An 18,623-nucleotide genomic window follows, 5' to 3' on the forward strand; every position below is an offset into this window, starting at 1 on the left:
ACTGGCCGGGCCGCAGTTCAAGCCAAACTTTGCGATTCCTCCAAACTACAATCTAAACTAATGAACTTGCGCTATCCGCAAATGCCCTCCATCGGGATGCAAAATGCGGTGTGGGAAAAGGCGCGACGAAATGGACAGTAGTTCAAGGAAAATTGTAGCAATTGTCGCGATCATCACTGTCGTGATTTTAGCGGTCATGGCTGGCAACATCTTTGCAGAATACCAGCAATCCGAAATCACCGCGGCAGTAGAACCGCCAAAATCTTTGACTGACAGAGATGAAGCAGCGATTGCTCAGGACAAGGGCCCTGAGATCGAGTCAGGTTTTTCGACCGAGATTCCACAAGTCGAAGATATCCCGGCGATTGACGGCAAACCTTCAATGGTTTTTGACAATGACAGCAGCAACAACAATCCTGTTGCTAAAGAGATCACTAAGGGTATCCCCGATCAAACCGACCCGCCGGGTACCGTGACAACGGTTGAATAACCCTTTTCTAGCGTGCGAACAGATTTGCGTCGTCCGCAAAAGCCTTGAACTCGAGCGCATTTCCACTTGGGTCATAAAAAAACATTGTGGCCTGTTCGCCAGCCTGTCCCTTAAAACGGATATGTGGCTCGATCCCGAACTCAACGCCTGCGGCCTTCACTCGTTCGGCCAATAATTCCCACTGCCCCATGGTGAGCACAATTCCGAAATGCGGAACCGGAACGTCATGGCCATCGACAGGGTTGTGGGTCGTAATGCTTCGTGCCGACGCATCCAGATGCGCGACGATCTGGTGCCCGAAAAAATCGAAATCAATCCAATGATCGGATGACCGACCTTCGGAACAGCCCATCATCTCGCCATAAAACTGGCGGGCTTCAGACAGATCATGGACGGGAAAGGCCAAATGGAATGGACGTAAGGTCATTTTGAAGTCACCGGTTTATGCAGGGGTTGGTCGACAAGATCGGCGGTAGCAAGTTCTGTCGTCATTTGCACGACGCACATGTTGATCCGCGCAAGATTGCTTGGTCGCTGAAATTCGGCTTTGGCTGCCTCCGCCATCGCGACTGCAACCAATTCGCGCGGTTGCCCGCTTTGCTCGGTGATCCGGCTACCAACGATGCCCGCCCATCGTTTGCCCTGTTGCCGAACGTCGGGCGCGTCTAACGGAGCGCTGCCAAGCCGCTGCTTTTCGGCCAAGGTCGCCAGCACTGCAACACAGGCAATATCGTCTTGATGCGCGTCTGTGAGCGGGGATGGGGTGGTGGTGGCAAGCGCCATAGCAAGTAACATCATGCACCTGAATTAGCAGCCAATGCCTGAACCGCAAGCAACGACAACGTTTGCCCGATTGCATTTGCCATATTGGACGGGCAAAGGCGGGCCGTGCAGAAAATCTTGGCCCTGCTTCAGAAGTTCGCCCGCTGGACCGCGCTCGGCGCTGGCGCATTGTCGGCTTATGGCTTTGCACCATGGGGCCTTTGGCCGTTCACTTTGCTGTGTTTCGCGCTGCTCATTCACCTTGTTGCGCACGCCCGCGATCCGAAGCACGCGTTCATCCTTGGCTGGCTTTTCGGCGTGGGTCATTTCGCTTTTGGCAATCAATGGATTGCGGTAGCCTTTACCTTTCAGGCCGCCATGCCGATCTGGCTTGGCTATATAGCGGTCGTGGCTTTGTCGCTGTTTCTGGCAATCTATCCGGCCTTGGCATCGGCGGGGGCGTATTGGATCAGCGACTTCACGACGAAAGCCCTCGGTCATACCCGCGAAGGCGGGAACCCAGCACTGGAACTGCCCTCTGAACCGGACGGTCAGGCATTAGACTCCCGCCTACGCAGGAGTGACGAACTTAGAATTGCGGCAAGTCTGCTACCCTTGATCTTTTCCTTTGCCGGGTTGTGGATCATCACAGAATGGCTGCGCAGTTGGGTGTTTACTGGCTATGTCTGGAACCCGCTGAGCGTGATCACCGTTTCGATGCCATTTGTTGCCGAGCCTGCTAGCGCAATCGGCACTTATGGGCTGTCAGGCGTCATCCTTTTGGTTATTGGCGGCTTTTACAAGTTCGCGTCGTTATGGATAAACGGATCCGAAGATGATCGCGCCAGCGGCGGATGGACCAGCTATTTCGTCGGCGGATTTTTGCTCTTTGCTTTGGCCGCGACGGGTATCATTGGCCGGGTTTCGTTACTGGGGGGCTTTTACCGCAGTACGACCCCGAACGAGCAGCCCGTCGCCATCACTGTCGTTCAACCCAACATCTCGCAAGCGGACAAATATGCGCCGGGCTATGACGCGATTAACTTTGCCAAGCTCGCGATGAACAGCCGTCCCTTGCCGAGCCAAGGCCCGCGCCTGCTCCTGTGGCCCGAGGCCGCAATACCGGACTATCTCGAAGAGGGTTACCCCTACCGTTATTATCAAGGCCAGCCGGGCGAAAGCGCAGCCGGAGCGCGGGCGCGGCTGACGACGCTCATGGCCGAGGGCGATGTGCTGGTGACGGGCGCCAACCGTCTTGTTATCGAAAAGGGGCAGCTGGTTGCTGCGCGCAACAGCGTTTCGGCCATGGACGCATTTGGCCGAATACTTGGCCATTATGACAAGGCGCATTTGGTCCCTTATGGCGAATATCTGCCTTTGCCGTGGCTGCTGGAACCTCTTGGACTGGCACGCCTTGTTCCGGGCACCCTAGACTTCTGGCCGGGCCCAGGCGCGCAAACGATGACCGTGAATGTGAACGGCAAGCCCGTCAAAATCGGGATGCAAATTTGCTACGAGATCATTTTCTCCGGTCAAACCGTCGATCGCAAAAACCGGCCGGACTTCATCTTCAACCCGTCCAACGACGCATGGTTTGGCACGATTGGTCCGCCGCAGCATCTGGCGCAGGCACGACTCCGTGCAATTGAGGAAGGCCTGCCCGTCATCCGCGCAACACCTACGGGGATCAGCGCCATTATCGATGCCAACGGCCACATCACGAACAGCCTTCCTTTGGGCAGCGATGGCCGCATTGACACCCAACTGCCGCGCGCAAAGGCACCAACTTTATTCGCGCGATTTGGCAACGTCGTTCCATTGGCATTCGCTGCACTGTTGATCTTGATCGCACTGTTACCGCTTGCCCGCCGACATAGTTCTCGCTAAGGGCGCAACACGATATAAAGAATTCTTTATACGCAGATACAGCCAATAGACTGGAAAAACCATGCGCTCCAATTATCTTTTCACTTCCGAATCCGTATCGGAGGGACACCCCGACAAGGTTTCGGACCAGATATCCGACGCCATCGTCGATCTGTTTTTATCGAAAGACCCCGAGGCGCGCATTGCGTGCGAAACACTCACCACCACCCAGCTTGTTGTGCTCGCTGGTGAAATCCGCTGCAAAGGCGTCTATGAAAATGGTGAATGGGCCGCAGGAGCCAAGGAAGAAATCGAAGCCACTGTCCGCCGCACTGTCAAGGAAATCGGCTATGCGCAAGAAGGCTTTCATTGGGAGACCTTGCGCTTCGAAAACAACCTGCACGGTCAGTCAGCACACATTGCACAGGGCGTAGATGCGACTGGCAACAAGGACGAGGGTGCTGGCGACCAGGGCATCATGTTTGGTTATGCGTCGACAGAAACGCCTGACCTGATGCCGGCGACACTCGACTACAGCCACAAGATTCTTGAGCGCATGGCCGCCGACCGTCATTCGGGTGCTGCGCCATTCCTTGAACCTGACGCAAAAAGCCAGGTCACGCTGCGCTACAACAGCGAAGGCAAGCCGGAAGCAGCCACCGCGATTGTCGTTTCCACGCAGCACGCACCGGGATATGACCAAGGCGAAAACGAAGCCCGGCTTCATGCTTATGTAAAGGGCGTCATCGCTGACCTGCTTCCCGCAAGTTTGCTGACAGAAACCGAATATCACATCAACCCGACCGGCAGCTTTGAAATCGGCGGCCCCGACGGTGATGCCGGGCTGACTGGCCGCAAGATCATTGTCGATACTTATGGCGGCGCAGCCCCGCATGGCGGCGGCGCGTTTTCCGGTAAGGATCCGACAAAGGTTGACCGTTCGGCTGCTTATATCACACGTTACCTCGCCAAAAACATTGTGGCCGCTGGCCTCGCCACGCGCTGCACAATCCAGCTTGCCTACGCCATCGGCGTATCCAAGCCACTGTCGCTTTATGTCGACACGCACCGCACGGGTACCGTGGGCGATGACCGGATTGAAGCTGCCATCATGGGCATCGAAAAGCTTGGTGGCCTTACCCCCCGCGCTATCCGCACACATCTTGGCCTCAATAAGCCCATCTACCGCCGCACCGCGGCTTATGGCCATTTCGGTCGCAAGCCCGAAGGCGACTTCTTCCCGTGGGAACGCACCGATCTGGTTGAAGATTTGAAGGCAGCCCTGGCTTGATCAGAAAACTGGCTTGATTACACTTGCAGGCTGGCGGCTGAAAGTTTAGCCGCCAGCCCATGACTGCTAACAAGCTCGGAGATCCAACGACGCTGAACCGTCTTTATGGCCGTTCAAAGGGTAAAAAGCTGCGTTCTGAGCAGAACGAGCTCGTCGAAAACCTGCTACCTCAAATCGCGGTTCCGGAAGAAGGTCCGCTTGGCAGCAGGAATCTGTTCGGCGACGACCGCGTTATGCACTTTGAAATCGGCTTTGGTGGCGGCGAACATTTGGCGTTCCGTGCGGATCTGTTGCCTGATCATGGCTTTATCGGTTGCGAGCCGTTTCTGAACGGTGTTGCCCAAGCTTTATCCCATATTCGCGAAGGCGGACTGCACAATGTACGGCTGCATATGGGCGATGCCTTGGAAATGCTTCGCCGCGTCCCTGACGGGTCATTATCATTTGTCTATCTGTTGCATCCGGACCCATGGCCAAAGGCGCGGCATGTAAAGCGCCGGATGATGAATGATGGGCCGGTCGATTTGATCGCGTCCAAACTAAAACCCGGCGGCGAATTCCGGTTCGGGACCGACCATCCCGTTTATGTCCGACATGCACTTATGGTGATGCAAAGGCATCGCCATAAATTCGACTGGCTATGCAACACGGCATCCGATTTCCAAAAACGCCCTGGCGGCTGGCCTGAAACCCGATACGAGGCGAAGGCGCGCCGCCTTGGGCACGAAGTCTGGTATTTCCGCTATCAGCGAAAGCCGGATTAATAAGCGCGGCTGCTCCCTGCGTCGACCTTATCGACCCATTCGGGATAGAAGCTTGGCTGGCGTCTTGACCATCCGGTAGCGGTGGCAGCGGCTTCGCTGATCGATTGCAGCAATATCTTACGCTTGCCCGGTGGCAGATGCGGCATCGATGCTGCCGCGCAAAACGCTGCTGGCAGCCAAGGCCGGGCATCGGCGCCAATCAACCGTTCGTAAAGGAAGCGATATGCCGCGAAGCAATCGATGCGGCCCTGTCCCAAATCGAAGGCGGAAACTGTTACCAACTGCGCCAAGAAAGGCTGAGCATCCCAAAGGACAGCCGAATCCGGGATCAAGGCACGAATATCCGGCAAACGTTCGTAAAAACTGTGCTGTGCATCAATTGACGCAACTTCGACGGCGTCGCGCGACCAGACGGCAACTGCATCTTCGCGATCAAATGCCACATCCAGCGACCTGCGAATATACCGCTGCGTCGCTGCGCTAAATCCGGCGAACTCCTTGATCTCGGCCAATGTCAAAAAGCCAGGACCATCATGTGTTGTCTTTGTCATGCCAATATCCCCCTGTTTCCCCAGACCTCCATAATCGCTCGGATGTGGTTAGCGAAGCATTAACAGCGCCCCCCGTAGAAAAACATTCGACCAAATTGGCCAAGCGTTCGACAAGAAGCGACGCGTCTGGTGCAACCGGCGGAAATTCGGTTATAGCGGGGCATGGAAAAATTTCCTTCACGAAATCCGCTCATTGGCCACCAATTGGCATTGCTGACTATTATCGGCTTCTGGGCATTTTACGCATTAATCCTCTCGCTCCGCGCGGCGCTGCTCGATTTTCCGGCTCAGGCCGTGCTCTTTGAACGTCGCCTGATGGTGGCGTTGGTCGGTGTCTTGGTTACCTGGATATTGTATGTCGGTTTGCGGATGGGTGACCGGCAATCGCTTGGTTTCCGTGTCAGCGTGGCATTCATCGGAGCCATCCCATGTGCCATGATTCTGGCGTCGGCCAATTTTTACATCTTCAACCTATATGATCCTATCAGCCTGTTCAAAGACCCGAGCGTCGGACGTACGATTGAGGATTTAAAGGCGCAGCTTGGCTTGTCTTTCTGGCAGGAAATCGCCGACATATCGGTCACGCATTACTTTTTCCTGATCGCATGGAGTTCGCTGTATGTCGCGATTGGCTATGCGAGGGAAGTCAGGGAGGCCGAACGAAAAACGTCGCGGTTTGCCCAGGCTGCGCAGGATGCCGAACTGCGTTCGCTGCGCTATCAGGTCAATCCCCATTTTCTTTTCAACACACTGAATTCGCTTTCAAGCCTCGTCATGACCGGCAAGCCTAAAGAGGCCGAGACGATGATTCAAAACCTGTCCAATTTTTACCGGACCAGCCTGTCGTCCGACCCGTTGGAAGATGTCACGCTTGAGGAAGAAGTTGAGCTTCAACGGCTATATCTTGAAATCGAAAGTGTGCGTTACCCAAAGCGGCTTAAGGTTAGCATCGATATTCCGGACGAATTGATGGGCCAGCACGTGCCTGCATTGATCCTGCAGCCACTTGTCGAAAACGCCATTAAATATGGCGTATCCCGGTCTACCCGTCCCGTGGAAATTATCATCAGTGCTAAACGCGACAATGATGTTCTGATACTCAGCGTCATAGACGACGGCGAAGCAGTCGATTCCGATCAGGTCGGCGGCAACGGCATTGGCCTTGCCAATGTGCGCGACCGATTGGAGGCGCGCTATCGATCTGCGGCCCGCCTTGACACACAGATGGTCCACGGAGGAGGTTTTATTGCAATGCTAACCCTGCCTTTAAGCCGTAGGATTGCCGTATGAAGCGACTCCGTACGCTCATCGTTGACGATGAACCCTTGGCCATAGAACGGCTCGAAATTTTGAGCGGAGAACACCCGGTCATCGAAATCGTGGGAACCGCCAATGACGGCGTAGAAGCGCTGCGCATTGCCCAGCAATTGACGCCCGACCTTATCTTTCTCGACATTGGCATGCCCAAAATGGATGGCATCAACGCCGCGCGCGCGCTGGGACTGATGAACAAAAAACCGGCCATCATTTTGATCACGGCCTATGATAATTTTGCCGTAGAGGCGTTTGATCTCGACGTGGTCGACTATGTTCTTAAACCTGTTTCAAGCGAGCGACTTGGTAGGGCGATTGCGCGGGCAACCGGGATGCCTGATGCAAAACCATTGTCTGCAAATACGCCGTTGAAGTCTGACAGCCGGTACGCACATGAATTTTGGGTATCGCATCGCGCCGAACTGATCCGCATTGCTGCGATCGATATTGAACGGATTGAGGCCGAACGTGATTATATGCGGCTGCACACTGCTGGACGAAGCTATCTTTTGCACCAGACAATTTCGACGCTTGAACAGCGATTGGACCCCGAACAGTTTCAACGAATTCACCGCAGCCATATTGTGCGCAGGGACCTGATAACCGGCTTGCGTCATGAAGGCGGCGGCGTCTGGCACGCCTTGTTGGGGGAAGATCTGTCGATGCGGATCGGGCGGAAATATCTCGCCGATGTCAAACGCCTTGCAGGCAAATAGCAAAACTCCGGCAGTAGTAACGCTGCCGGAGTTTGCGGGTCTTTGAAGCGGTCTTAATTGGTACCGGCGCGGGCATTGTCGCCAAACGCAATACGACGCTTGTCGACATATGCAGCAATGACCCTTTCGCTTTCAGGAGCAACCTTGGCATAAGCCACTTCTTCGCAGTTCTTTTGATCCTGGCGTTCTTCAAGCGTAAGCGCACGCGGCGAACGGCATACTTGTTTCACAGCTTGCTTGATCCGCATCTGCAGGCGCTCACGTCCTGCAGCAGACGACAAATCCAGGTCCGCGTGACGGACTGCCTGGGTCTTCGCGTCTGCCATCGCTGGCGTGGTTGCCAACAGTGTAGAGGCGACAGTTAACGACAATATCAATAGCTTGGGGGTAGCCATACAAAATTCCTTTCAAAATGGCCGCTGCGTTAGGCAGTCAGCCAAGGGGGGAGAGGGTTGCAGGCGAGCCGACGTCCGAAGCTGGGAAGCATGAAGAAAGCCCGGCCTGCGAAAACAGTGATACGCCAGCTGTGTTGGTCATGCATGACAGTTTCGATTAAGCGCACGGGCAATCGATTGTTCGACCAGCGTCATGGCTAACGCACAAAGCTGGTCGACAAACGACCAACATGGCCATTTCGTCAATAGTGAGAGTGAATTCTAGATAAGACCAGCAAGCGGACTTGACGGGTCAGCGTACATTCGCCGCCCCATTCTGCCCGACATATACGCCATTCGGCCCGATTGGACCGCCAGTTTCATTGCTGTTGCCATGGCAACGGGGTTTTTGGCTTCGGCAATCGCGGTGTTCATCAGAACGCCATCGCAGCCCAACTCCATCGCGACAGCAGCATCCGACGCTGTTCCAACACCTGCGTCCACGAGAACCGGAACCTTCGCGCCTTCGACGATCAGGCGGATCGTAACTCGGTTTTGGATACCAAGCCCTGAACCAATGGGTGCCCCCAACGGCATCACAGCGACAGCGCCTGCCTCTTCCAATTGCTTGGCGGCAATGGGATCATCGACACAATAGACCATTGGCAGAAAACCTTCCTTGGCCAAAACCTCGGTTGCCTTCAGCGTTTCGCGCATGTCAGGATATAGCGTCTTCGCCTCGCCCAGCACCTCAAGCTTCACAAGGTCCCAGCCCCCGGCTTCCCGCGCGAGCCGCAATGTGCGTATCGCATCCTCGGCGGTGAAGCATCCGGCGGTGTTTGGAAGATAGGTGTATTTTTTGGGATCAATGTAATCCGTCAACATTGGAGCCTTTGGGTCCGACACATTGACGCGGCGCACAGCTACGGTGATGATCTCTGCGCCCGAAGCTACAAGCGCAGCGGCGTTCTGTTCGAAATCCTTATATTTGCCGGTCCCGACAATCAGGCGCGATTGAAACGTGCGGCCAGCGACTGACCAACTGTCATTTGCAGCATCATCCTGCCCGCCGCCTACAAAGTGAACGATCTCCAGCCTGTCCCCGTCGGCCAGGACAACGTCTTCCAGTGTTGATCGCGACACGATCTCCAGATTTCGCTCCACTGCGACCTTGGCCGGATCAAGGCCGATATCGCGAACTAGATCAGCCACCGTAGCCGAAGCACGGAATCGGCGCGCCTCACCATTGAGCGTGAGAGTGATAGAATCGGGGGAAAGGGAGGAGGTCATTTCATCTCGCAATTTGTACTAAGGGGCATATAGTGCTTGGCAGACAGTCTGCGCAACCGCTGCTTTGACTTTATATGGGGGACGTGCCTTGGCTGATCGGCCGACAATCTTTGTTCTTAATGGGCCAAATCTCAATTTGCTTGGCACAAGAGAACCCGAAATTTACGGCACCGATACGCTTGACGATATCGCAGGCCGATTGGATGATCAAGCGCGCGCCGCAGGTGCCGTCATCGATTTCCGGCAATCAAACCATGAAGGCCATTTGATCGATTGGCTGCATGAGGCGCAGGCCGACGGCGCGAAGGCCGTGCTGCTGAACGCTGCTGGTTTCACGCATACATCCATCGCGATCCTTGACGCGATTAAGGCGATCACTGTCCCGGTTTTCGAAGTGCATCTGTCCGATCCGCACCAAAGGGAAGAATTTCGGCATTTGAGCTATGTCAGCATGGGCGCAAAAGCGGTGTTTGCGGGGCATGGCGCAAAGTCGTACGAACTGGCGCTGGACGTAGCGTTACAACTTTGACATTAGGCGCTGCAATATAATTTCAGGGGCCAAGGAGTTTTACATGGCGGCGAAAACAGGAACTACTGGCAGCATGCAGGTCGATACGGATCTGGTCCGCGAACTGGCGGCGATGCTGAACGACACTGGTCTCAGCGAAATTGAGGTTGAGGACGGCGAGCGCAAAATCCGCGTGTCCCGCACGATGACAGCAGTTGCCGCGCCCATGATGGCAGCGCCTGCTGCCGCACCAGCCGCCGCTCCGGCAGCAGCAGCCGCGCCAAGCGCCCCAGCCATCTCCACCAACGCCATGAGGTCACCCATGGTCGGCACAGCCTATCTAACTCCTGAACCCGAGGCGGCACCTTTGTCAGCGTTGGCCAGCAAGTGAAGGCAGGCGACACCGTTCTGATTATCGAAGCGATGAAGGTCATGAACCCGATTGTCGCCGCCACGTCAGGCACGGTCACCGAAATCTATGTCGAGAGCGGCCAGCCAGTTGAATTTGACCAGCCTCTGTTGGTGATTGCTTAAAAATGGCCATTGAAAAAATCCTTATCGCCAACCGCGGCGAGATTGCGCTTCGCATTCACCGCGCCGCGCATGAAATGGGGATCAAGACGGTAGCGGTCCATTCGACCGCTGACGCAGACGCCATGCATGTGCGCCTCGCCGACGAAGCGATATGCATCGGGCCGCCTTCTGCGACCGACAGTTACCTCAACATTCCGGCGATTATCTCTGCCGCTGAAATCAGCCATGCCGACGCGATTCACCCCGGCTATGGTTTTCTGTCCGAAAACGCGCAGTTCGCGGAAATCGTCGAAAGCCATGACATCAAATGGATTGGCCCCAAGCCTGAACATATCCGCACTATGGGCGACAAGGTTGAGGCAAAGCGCACAGCCGGCGCCTTGGGCTTACCACTCGTTCCCGGTTCCGACGGAGCGATTGAGGATGTGGGTGAAGCAAAGGCGATAGCGCGCGAGATTGGCTATCCCGTGATCATCAAGGCTGCCTCAGGCGGCGGCGGGCGCGGCATGAAAGTCGTGAACAGTGAAGCGGAGCTTGAGACCCAAATGCAGCAGGCGGGGTCCGAAGCGAAAGCCGCCTTTGGCGACGCCACCGTCTATCTTGAAAAATATCTCGGTAACCCGCGCCACATTGAATTCCAGATTTTCGGCGATGGCAATGGAAAAGCCGTGCATTTGGGCGAACGTGACTGTTCGCTTCAGCGACGGCACCAAAAGGTTCTGGAAGAAGCGCCCTCGCCCGTGCTGGCGACTGCAGAGCGTGACCGCATGGGCAACATCTGCGCCAAGGCGATGGCCGACATGGGCTATCGCGGTGCTGGCACCATCGAGTTCCTCTGGGAAAATGGTGAGTTCTATTTCATCGAAATGAACACCCGGTTGCAGGTCGAACATCCTGTCACCGAAATGATCACGGGCATCGACCTTGTGCGCGAACAGATCCGCGTGGCTGAAGGCAAACCACTTTCGTTTAGCCAAGAGGATGTGACCTTCACAGGCCACGCCGTCGAATGCCGGATCAACGCTGAAGACCCGCGCACATTCATGCCCTCGCCAGGTACCGTCACATGGTACCACCCGCCAGGCGGCCTATATGTGCGCGTCGACAGCGGTTTATATCACGGGTACAAAGTCCCGCCTTATTATGACAGCATGATCGCCAAGCTGATTGTCTATGGCCAGACCCGCGAAGGATGCCTGATGCGCTTGCGCCGTGCGCTTGGGGAATTTGTGATTGAGGGCATGAAGACCACAATCCCGCTGCATCAGCGCTTGTTGGAAGAGCCTGATTTCCAGAACGGTAACTACACCATCAAATGGCTTGAAGAATGGTTGGCGAAGGACGGGGAATAATCCTTTCGCGCCGTGAGGTGGCGTTTGGGCTGGCGGCCCTGCCGCTAGTCGGCTGCGCTGCTACGGGGCCCGACCCGGATGTGCTGTTCATTCCAGCCGACAAAGCTGCGGCGCTCAAGCCAGATGACCCCAAACGTCTCGTTGGGCTCACAAAGCTCGATCCCGCGATTCGGCTCGACATGCGCTATGCCACCACGAACAATTTCACTGGCCGCATTTTGTATGATGAAGCACGCGCCTTTTTGGCTGCCCCCGCGGCGCAGGCGGTGGCACGGGCAAGCAAAGCCGCGCAGGCAGACGGCTTTGGCCTCACAATCTACGATGCCTACCGCCCTTGGCGCATCACGAAAAAATTGTGGGATGCCACGCCCGTTGGCCCGAAAAAGGAATATGTCGCCAACCCCAAGCGCGGGTCAAAGCATAATCGTGGCTGCGCTGTCGACCTGACCTTGCATGATCTGCGCACTGGGCAGCTTGTCGAAATGCCAAGCGAGTTTGATGATTTTTCGGAAAAAGCACATCGCAATTATATGGGCGCCTCTGCAACGGCCATTGCCAACCGGGTGCGCTTGGCCAGATATCTGGAGGCCGAAGGTTTTGTTGGCCTGTCCAACGAGTGGTGGCATTTTGACTTTACCGGTTGGGAACAGTTTCCAGTCATGGATATACCCTTTAACAAAATCGTCTGACAAGTCTGTTCATCAAAACACTTCCTTTCATGAACATGTATAAGCAGTTCAGCTTTGCTTCAGCAGACTCGGTGCAGATAGGGCCTACCGCAGAAGCATGGTGCCTCTGCCATGGGAACCTGCCATGAAAAAGTTTATCCTGATGACACTGGTTACTGCGACAGCGCTGTCGCCGATTGCGGCACATGCTGCCGAAATCGCGCCCGTTAACGCGCGCACTTTATTTGACGAATATGCTAGCTTCCAGCGTGAGGACCGGCGCGCCGAACGGCAGGAAGCCCGTGGCAACCGGACGCCGGAGCAGCGTGCCGAACGTCGCGCGGCGCGTCAGCAAAGCATGCCACAGCGCACGCAGTCGGTGCCAGTGCCTGCGCCCGTAGCTCCCGTGGTATACCGTGCCCAACAGCAACGTGATAATGTACGGGTGGAACGCCAGCAAGACGTTCAGCAAGTTTACCAGCAGCGCGACGGCGTCCGCACCGAGCGCCGCGAGGCAAGCCAGGACGGCCGTTATTATGACCGCAACCGCGACGGCAACCTCGACCGCCGGTGGGACCAGAACCGCGATGGTCAGTTGGACCGGAACTGGGATCGTAACCGTGATGGCCGGCTTGACCGCAGCCTCGACCGAAATGACGACGAACGCGTTGACCGTCGTTATGACCAGAACCGGAATGGTGATCTCGACCGCAGGGTCGACCGCAACAACGACTACCGGCTCGACCGTCAACAAGCGGGACGCTGGACCAATAACTGGCGCAACGACAGGCGCTACGACTGGCGTAGCTACCGGGACCAGAATAGAAACTATTACCGCCCTGGCAGATATTACTCGCCATATCGTGACCGCAGCTACAGCCGGATATCGATCGGCTTTTCATTAGGCTCGGGCTACTACGGATCGCGATATTGGATCAACGACCCATGGCAGTACCGCTTGCCAGCCGCTTATGGTCCCTATCGCTGGGTGCGTTATTATGACGATGTCCTTCTTGTGGATTTACGTAACGGACGTGTCGTAGACGTCATTCGAGATTTCTTTTGGTAAGTCTCTAAATTTAGAAGCCCGGACCGACCCGTCCGGGCTTTTTTACTTGTAACATTGGGCCAAGCTGACAAAGCTCCCATGCATAATCATGGGAGAGTTTTTGATGTTCCGTTATCTGTTACTCGCAGGTGCAGCTTTATCGATTGCAGCGCCAGCATCCGCCGCGACACAGGCCATAATCGTCGGCAACCTCATCCCTGATGCCGCAACTGGCCCGACCGGGCCATCCGTCATCCTTGTCGAAGACGGACGTATCAAAGAAATAGCCAAGGGCACAAACAACCCGTTTCAGGCGGATACGGTGGTCGACCTTTCGACCAAAACACTCGTCCCCGGCCTCATTGACCTCCACGTCCATTTAACAGGCGATCCCGGTGACGATTTCCGTGACGAGGCGGTTAATCCCGACGAATGGGGCGTTGTCATGGGCGTCAAGAACGCCGCATTGACCGTCAAGGCTGGTTTCACGACGGTCCGCGAAGCTGGCTCCGCACAGAATACAGGCTTTGTCTTGCGCCGCGGAACCGCGGAAGGTCGCATCGTGGGACCCCGCATCATCGCTGCCGGGCCAGCCCTCTCGATCGTCGGCGGGCATGCTGATGTGACGGGTTTCCGAAATGATGTTCTGACGACGCTCGAGTCAGGCTACACCTGCACAGGTCCGATCGAATGCGCCGAAAAGGTCCGTAAATCGTCACGCTCCGGCGCCGACGTTATCAAGATCACGGCGACGGGCGGCGTATTGTCGCAACAGGGCAGAGGGCTGGAAGCTCATTTCACCAGCGAAGAAATGGTGTCGATCACCAACACTGCGCACTCGCTTGGACTGAAGGTCATGGCGCATGCCCATGGCGCGCGCGGTATTGAAGCAGCATCCGCCGCAGGAATCGATTCCATCGAACATGGGACATTTGCCGATGATGCAGCTTTAAAGGTCATGAAAGCAAAAGGCACAGCCTTGGTGCCGACGTTGATGGCGCTTGAGGGCGTCCGCGCCCGTCTTGGCAAGGGCATTTACACCCCCACGGTTGAAGTTAAGGCAAAGCAAGCCGTTGAGGCCGCTGGACGTCAGGTCCGACGCGCAAAGGCCATGGGCGTTACTGTCGCCTTTGGCACCGACGCCGGGGTTTTTGAACATGGCAACAACGGCGGCGAATTTGCCTTGCTGGTAAACGCAGGCTTGACCCCCACCGAGGCACTGGCAAGCGCAACTACGGTTGCCGCCAAAACACTTGGCCTTGAAAATGAAATCGGCCGGATCGCAGTTGGCTATTCCGCCGATCTGGTTGCGGTGAATGAAAATCCGTTGACCAACATTCGTACACTCGAAAAAGCCGAGTGGGTCATGGTAAGAGGACGCATCGTTCCGTGATTCGGTGATCCTATGCAAGACGTTACGACCGCCAAAGAATTTGATCCTAATAATGATCCCGCCAAGCTTGCGCGGATTGCTGCGCATGTCACAAAGCGTTTGAACGCCAATCCGCTTGTGCAGCAGGTCGAGCATGCAGACGCGCAATTATATCTGTATCAGGGTTTCCTTGGCGCGAAAGATTGCAAAACATTGATCGCCAAAATTGATGCCGATGCCGTCCCGTCGACATTGTACAAGGGCACGGAGCAGGAAGGTTTCCGTACAAGCTATAGCTGCCATCTTAACCGGTGGGACCCGTTCATCGCAAAAGTTGAAGCGCGGATGAGCGACGTTTTGGGCATCGACAACAATTATGCCGAAACGATGCAGGGGCAGCGTTATCAGGTTGGGCAGGAATTCAAGGCGCATCACGATTTCTTCCACCCGAGCCAGAGCTATTGGCAGCAGGAGGGGCCATCGGGGGGTCAGCGCAGCTGGACCGCAATGATCTTCCTGAATGAGCCCGAAGAAGGTGGCGCGACCGAATTCCCGCATCTGGGCCTTGGCGTCCGTCCGCAAGCCGGGATGATGCTGATTTGGAACAATGTTAAGCCCGACGGGACGCTCAACTACAAAACACTTCATACCGGCACGCCAGTCATCCGTGGGGTGAAGCATGTCATCACGAAATGGTACCGGCAAAATGACTGGCTGGAAATCAACACCGCAAAGCCTTCCTAAAGGGCTTGTCGCACCGCCCGCGAGGCGCTGACTGTCGTCTGTCGAAATAATCTTGTGATTGAATAGGATGACGCAGACAGCAGGTGCCAAATACAATTGCACCCTATTGAAATATCTACAGATCCGGAGAGTATTTTCATGAAAAAAAGCACGCACATTCTTCTGCTCGCAAGCGTGGCCTTACTTTCGCCTTTTGCCGCTGTCGCCGCCCAAGCGCAGGCCACATCAACCGTAAGCCCCTCAAATGAAAGCCCCTCAACCGAAAGCCAGAAGCTAGCCGCGTTATTTGCAGCTGACGACGAAGCAAACCTCCAGCGCAACCCGCTGAACGCCATGTTTCGCGGCGATATGCGCTATGCTGACCGATTTGGCGATTTCATCACTGACGCCTATTTTGCGAACGAGCGCAAGGCAGCCGAGGCTAATCTGGAAGGCTTGAAAACCATTGATCGTGACAAGCTGAATGCCACGGACAAAATTGCCTATGACGTGTTCAAACAGAACCAGATAGATGCCTTGAAGGGCTACTCAAAAGAAATCATGGATTTGACCGTCGTTCGGCCGTTGAACCACTTTTTCGGTTTTCATACCTTCTATCCGACCTTCGCCAGCGGCCAGGGTGCAGCTCCGTTCAAGACCGTTCAGGATTATGACAATAACCTGAAACGGCATAAGGAATTTATCGTCCTGATGGATCGGTCGATCGACCGGTTCCGGCAAGGCATGGCATCTGGCGTTTTCGAAACGAAAATGACCATCACCAACGTTGTCGATCAACTTGATACCCAGCTTGCGCTAAAGACCGAAGAGTCGCCATATTATGGCCCGGTCCTGAAATTCCCCGAAGGTTTTAGCGACGCAGACAAGGCGCGTCTGACATCCGAATATCGGGAAATCATCGAAAACGGCCTTTACCCGGCTAACGCTCGTTTGCGCGATTTCCTGCGTGACAGCTATTTGCCCTTGGCGCGCGAACAGGTCGGGCTGTCAGCGATGAAAGGCGGTGAAGGCCTGTATCAATATCTGATTGAACAGACGACGACGCTGCCCCTGAAGGCCGATGATATCCACACTCTTGGACTATCCGAAGTTGCGCGGATTAAGTCGGGCATGGAGGAGGTCCGCAAGGAAGTCGGGTTTAAAGGTACCTTGGCGGAATTCTTCGAGCATTTGCGCACCGATCCAAAGTTCAAACTTGATAGCCGTGACGCATTGACTCAGGGCTATTATGATATTGGCAAGCTGGTGGATGCAAAGATTTCCACGCAGTTCAAATATCTTCCGAAGGCCCCGCTTGAGATCAAGCCTTATGAAGAATTCCGCGAGAAATATGAAGCTGGCGGCAGTTATCAGCAAGGCACACCTGACGGCTCGCGTCCGGGCATATTCTATTTCAATGCCTATGACCTGCCAAGCCGCACAACGTCAGGCATGACGACGCTTTATCTGCACGAAGGCGCACCGGGCCACCATTTCCAGATCAGCATTGCGCAGGAAAATGAAAAGCTGCCTGCCTTCATGCGTTTCGGCGGCAACACTGCTTATGTCGAAGGTTGGGCGCTTTATTCCGAAACATTGGGGTATGAGATGGGCCTGTTCAAGGACCCGTATCAGCGGTTCGGCACATTGTCGGACGAAATGCTCCGCGCCATGCGCCTCGTGGTAGACACGGGAATCCACAGCAAGGGCTGGACGCGCGAACAGGCTATCGAATATATGCTCGCCAACAGCGACATGGGCAAAACCGACGCAACTGCTGAGGTCGAGCGTTATATCGCCATTCCGTCGCAAGCCCTGGCCTATAAAATCGGCGCGCTGACCATCATGCGCCTGAAAGAAAAGTCCAAGAAGGAATTGGGCAAGAAATTCGATGTGCGCGAATTCCACAATCAGGTTCTGAATACCGGCGCGCTGCCGCTTACCGTTCTTGAAAAGAAAATCGACGACTGGATTGCAGCGTCGAAATAAATCCAGGCGCTTCCCGGCCAGCACACTCGCCGGGAAGCGCTTGCTTGGTCTGGCGCGTTGATATAGCTCCCGGTCAGGGGGAATAATTCATGCCAAGTTTTGCTGCCAGCCTTGCTGGATTTGTGCTTCGTACCACAGGCTATTATCGCCGGATGTTTACTGGCGGGCCGCAATTTCAGAAGAACATTGCGAAGGTCCGGGCCGCGCCTTTGCCTTCACCCAAAGCGCATGTTGACCTCGACATCCGGCAAAGCGAATTTCAGGGCCGCCCCGTCTGGCACATCGCACCCAAGGGCCGCAATCCCAGCGCTTATGTCCTGTTCTGGCATGGCGGCGGCTATGTGTATCCCGCGACGCCAATCCACTGGAAATTTCTGTCGCACATGGCGTCACAATTTGGCTGGTCGATAACTGCCCCACTCTATCCATTGGCGCCAGAAAACACGGCGGAGCATGTCACCGCCTGGGCGATGGACTATTATGCAACCTATCAAGCGGAGATGGGCGGGAAACCATTCGTAATGGGCGGCGACTCCGCAGGTGGCGGGCTGACCGCAGCGTTGGCGCAAATGGCGCGCGATTCCGGGCAGGCTTTGCCCGCCGGTCTTTTGCTGATTTGCCCTTGGCTCAACTTGGACCCGGCCCATCCCGACCAGTTGACGACTGAACCACGCGACGGAATCCTGACTATCAGCGGCATTTGCGAAGGTGGCACATTATATGCGGGAGACCTGCAAAGCACTGACCCAAGATGCAGCCCGATCTTCGGCAACTGGGAAGGCTTGCCCCCCATATTGGCTTTTGCCGGCGGCGACGACATATTGGTGACTGACTCCCGCGCGCTGAAGGCCAAGCTGCCATCGGTTGAACTCATTGAGCTTTCGGGCATGATGCATGACTGGCCGATCTTCAGCTTTGCTGAGTCGCGCAAGGCCCAATTAAAAATGGCAAGCTTCGTTACCCCGGCAGTGACGTAACGCATTTGCGTGAGGTTCTACGGCGCGCTATACT

19 protein-coding genes and 1 pseudogene are annotated in these 18,623 nt (G+C 55.6%); 15 read left to right on the plus strand and 5 right to left on the minus strand.

The genetic code is table 11. The features are described from left to right. Positions 1-130 precede the first annotated feature (130 nt). Complete coding sequence (locus ACK4S7_RS10460; protein WP_409646578.1) at positions 131-490, plus strand: hypothetical protein; 360 nt, start codon at positions 131-133, stop codon at positions 488-490. 7 nt (positions 491-497) lie between these two features. Here the strand turns inward: ACK4S7_RS10460 and ACK4S7_RS10465 are convergent, their stop codons facing one another. Together ACK4S7_RS10465 and ACK4S7_RS10470 are read right to left on the minus strand one after the other, a co-directional pair. Continuing rightward, positions 498-917 (minus strand): VOC family protein, encoded by a 420-nt coding sequence (locus ACK4S7_RS10465; protein WP_409646580.1) that lies wholly within the window; start codon positions 915-917, stop codon positions 498-500. Continuing rightward, a complete protein-coding gene (locus tag ACK4S7_RS10470; RefSeq protein ID WP_409646581.1) occupies positions 914-1,288 on the minus strand; it encodes a hypothetical protein in 375 nt (124 codons plus the stop codon). The genes ACK4S7_RS10465 and ACK4S7_RS10470 overlap by 4 nt, the downstream gene beginning before the upstream one ends. A gap of 90 nt (positions 1,289-1,378) precedes the next feature. On the opposite strand from ACK4S7_RS10470, the gene lnt reads away from it, so the two are divergent. From lnt to ACK4S7_RS10485, 3 genes are all read left to right on the plus strand, one after another. Then, positions 1,379-3,139, plus strand: coding sequence for an apolipoprotein N-acyltransferase (lnt, locus tag ACK4S7_RS10475; protein WP_409646583.1), 1,761 nt, complete (start codon positions 1,379-1,381; stop codon positions 3,137-3,139). A gap of 61 nt (positions 3,140-3,200) precedes the next feature. After that, complete coding sequence (gene metK, locus ACK4S7_RS10480; protein WP_409646585.1) at positions 3,201-4,409, plus strand: methionine adenosyltransferase; 1,209 nt, start codon at positions 3,201-3,203, stop codon at positions 4,407-4,409. 59 nt (positions 4,410-4,468) lie between these two features. Beyond that, complete coding sequence (locus tag ACK4S7_RS10485) at positions 4,469-5,173, plus strand: tRNA (guanine(46)-N(7))-methyltransferase TrmB (protein ID WP_409646586.1); 705 nt, start codon at positions 4,469-4,471, stop codon at positions 5,171-5,173. Here the strand turns inward: ACK4S7_RS10485 and ACK4S7_RS10490 are convergent. Next, on the minus strand, positions 5,170-5,724 hold the full coding sequence (locus ACK4S7_RS10490; RefSeq protein WP_409646587.1) for a hypothetical protein: 555 nt from the start codon (positions 5,722-5,724) through the stop codon (positions 5,170-5,172). The genes ACK4S7_RS10485 and ACK4S7_RS10490 overlap by 4 nt on opposite strands. 162 nt (positions 5,725-5,886) lie before the next feature. Between ACK4S7_RS10490 and ACK4S7_RS10495 the strand changes: the two genes are divergently transcribed. Both ACK4S7_RS10495 and ACK4S7_RS10500 read left to right on the plus strand, forming a co-directional pair. Then, positions 5,887-7,014 (plus strand): sensor histidine kinase, encoded by a 1,128-nt coding sequence (locus ACK4S7_RS10495; protein WP_409646589.1) that lies wholly within the window; start codon positions 5,887-5,889, stop codon positions 7,012-7,014. Continuing rightward, a complete protein-coding gene (locus ACK4S7_RS10500) occupies positions 7,011-7,754 on the plus strand; it encodes a LytR/AlgR family response regulator transcription factor (RefSeq protein WP_409646590.1) in 744 nt (247 codons plus the stop codon). The genes ACK4S7_RS10495 and ACK4S7_RS10500 overlap by 4 nt, the downstream gene beginning before the upstream one ends. Positions 7,755-7,807: 53 nt before the next feature. Here the strand turns inward: ACK4S7_RS10500 and ACK4S7_RS10505 are convergent, their stop codons facing one another. Next, entirely contained in the window at positions 7,808-8,149 is a 342-nt protein-coding gene (locus ACK4S7_RS10505) for a UrcA family protein (protein WP_409646592.1), read from the minus strand. A 261-nt stretch (positions 8,150-8,410) separates the two neighbouring features. Then, positions 8,411-9,418 carry a sulfur carrier protein ThiS gene (gene thiS / locus ACK4S7_RS10510; RefSeq protein WP_409646594.1) on the minus strand — a complete coding sequence of 336 codons (1,008 nt, stop codon included), beginning with the start codon at positions 9,416-9,418 and terminating at the stop codon, positions 8,411-8,413. An 88-nt stretch (positions 9,419-9,506) separates the two neighbouring features. Here thiS and ACK4S7_RS10515 point away from each other — a divergent pair, with 88 nt between their 5' ends. From ACK4S7_RS10515 to ACK4S7_RS10555, 9 genes and pseudogenes are all read left to right on the plus strand, one after another. Next, entirely contained in the window at positions 9,507-9,947 is a 441-nt protein-coding gene (locus ACK4S7_RS10515; RefSeq protein WP_409646595.1) for a type II 3-dehydroquinate dehydratase, read from the plus strand. Positions 9,948-9,990: 43 nt separating this feature from the next. Further along, a pseudogene (gene accB, locus ACK4S7_RS10520) lies at positions 9,991-10,460 on the plus strand (acetyl-CoA carboxylase biotin carboxyl carrier protein). 2 nt (positions 10,461-10,462) lie between these two features. Further along, positions 10,463-11,812, plus strand: coding sequence for an acetyl-CoA carboxylase biotin carboxylase subunit (gene accC / locus ACK4S7_RS10525; protein ID WP_409646596.1), 1,350 nt, complete (start codon positions 10,463-10,465; stop codon positions 11,810-11,812). Beyond that, on the plus strand, positions 11,788-12,501 hold the full coding sequence (locus tag ACK4S7_RS10530) for a M15 family metallopeptidase (protein ID WP_409646598.1): 714 nt from the start codon (positions 11,788-11,790) through the stop codon (positions 12,499-12,501). Before accC ends, ACK4S7_RS10530 begins: the two co-directional genes overlap by 25 nt. A gap of 124 nt (positions 12,502-12,625) precedes the next feature. After that, positions 12,626-13,549 carry an RcnB family protein gene (locus ACK4S7_RS10535; protein WP_409646600.1) on the plus strand — a complete coding sequence of 308 codons (924 nt, stop codon included), beginning with the start codon at positions 12,626-12,628 and terminating at the stop codon, positions 13,547-13,549. Positions 13,550-13,652: 103 nt separating this feature from the next. After that, positions 13,653-14,921, plus strand: a complete 1,269-nt coding sequence (locus ACK4S7_RS10540) for an amidohydrolase family protein (protein ID WP_409646602.1) — start codon at positions 13,653-13,655, stop codon at positions 14,919-14,921. Positions 14,922-14,933: 12 nt separating this feature from the next. Beyond that, positions 14,934-15,644 (plus strand): prolyl hydroxylase family protein, encoded by a 711-nt coding sequence (locus ACK4S7_RS10545; protein ID WP_409646604.1) that lies wholly within the window; start codon positions 14,934-14,936, stop codon positions 15,642-15,644. Between the two features lie 138 nt (positions 15,645-15,782). Further along, entirely contained in the window at positions 15,783-17,612 is a 1,830-nt protein-coding gene (locus ACK4S7_RS10550) for a DUF885 domain-containing protein (RefSeq protein WP_409646606.1), read from the plus strand. An 89-nt stretch (positions 17,613-17,701) separates the two neighbouring features. Further along, positions 17,702-18,589: an alpha/beta hydrolase fold domain-containing protein gene (locus tag ACK4S7_RS10555; RefSeq protein WP_409646608.1), complete on the plus strand. Its 888-nt coding sequence runs from the start codon at positions 17,702-17,704 to the stop codon at positions 18,587-18,589. The last annotated feature ends 34 nt before the right edge of the window (positions 18,590-18,623 follow it).

The organism is Sphingorhabdus sp. (assembly GCF_046292425.1).
Lineage (GTDB): Bacteria > Pseudomonadota > Alphaproteobacteria > Sphingomonadales > Sphingomonadaceae > Sphingorhabdus_B.

What these genes read in the sequence shown, in the direction of transcription:
- ACK4S7_RS10470 (WP_409646581.1), bottom strand. Translation starts at nt 1,288, where the DNA reads ATGATGTTACTTGCTATGGCGCTTGCCACCACCACCCCATCCCCGCTC.
- ACK4S7_RS10505 (WP_409646592.1), bottom strand. Translation starts at nt 8,149, where the DNA reads ATGGCTACCCCCAAGCTATTGATATTGTCGTTAACTGTCGCCTCTACA.
- ACK4S7_RS10530 (WP_409646598.1), top strand. Translation starts at nt 11,788, where the DNA reads ATGGTTGGCGAAGGACGGGGAATAATCCTTTCGCGCCGTGAGGTGGCG.
- accC (WP_409646596.1), top strand. Translation starts at nt 10,463, where the DNA reads ATGGCCATTGAAAAAATCCTTATCGCCAACCGCGGCGAGATTGCGCTT.
- ACK4S7_RS10500 (WP_409646590.1), top strand. Translation starts at nt 7,011, where the DNA reads ATGAAGCGACTCCGTACGCTCATCGTTGACGATGAACCCTTGGCCATA.
- ACK4S7_RS10460 (WP_409646578.1), top strand. Translation starts at nt 131, where the DNA reads ATGGACAGTAGTTCAAGGAAAATTGTAGCAATTGTCGCGATCATCACT.
- ACK4S7_RS10555 (WP_409646608.1), top strand. Translation starts at nt 17,702, where the DNA reads ATGCCAAGTTTTGCTGCCAGCCTTGCTGGATTTGTGCTTCGTACCACA.
- ACK4S7_RS10535 (WP_409646600.1), top strand. Translation starts at nt 12,626, where the DNA reads ATGAAAAAGTTTATCCTGATGACACTGGTTACTGCGACAGCGCTGTCG.
- ACK4S7_RS10490 (WP_409646587.1), bottom strand. Translation starts at nt 5,724, where the DNA reads ATGACAAAGACAACACATGATGGTCCTGGCTTTTTGACATTGGCCGAG.
- ACK4S7_RS10550 (WP_409646606.1), top strand. Translation starts at nt 15,783, where the DNA reads ATGAAAAAAAGCACGCACATTCTTCTGCTCGCAAGCGTGGCCTTACTT.
- thiS (WP_409646594.1), bottom strand. Translation starts at nt 9,418, where the DNA reads ATGACCTCCTCCCTTTCCCCCGATTCTATCACTCTCACGCTCAATGGT.
- metK (WP_409646585.1), top strand. Translation starts at nt 3,201, where the DNA reads ATGCGCTCCAATTATCTTTTCACTTCCGAATCCGTATCGGAGGGACAC.
- ACK4S7_RS10465 (WP_409646580.1), bottom strand. Translation starts at nt 917, where the DNA reads ATGACCTTACGTCCATTCCATTTGGCCTTTCCCGTCCATGATCTGTCT.
- ACK4S7_RS10540 (WP_409646602.1), top strand. Translation starts at nt 13,653, where the DNA reads ATGTTCCGTTATCTGTTACTCGCAGGTGCAGCTTTATCGATTGCAGCG.
- ACK4S7_RS10495 (WP_409646589.1), top strand. Translation starts at nt 5,887, where the DNA reads ATGGAAAAATTTCCTTCACGAAATCCGCTCATTGGCCACCAATTGGCA.
- ACK4S7_RS10485 (WP_409646586.1), top strand. Translation starts at nt 4,469, where the DNA reads ATGACTGCTAACAAGCTCGGAGATCCAACGACGCTGAACCGTCTTTAT.
- ACK4S7_RS10545 (WP_409646604.1), top strand. Translation starts at nt 14,934, where the DNA reads ATGCAAGACGTTACGACCGCCAAAGAATTTGATCCTAATAATGATCCC.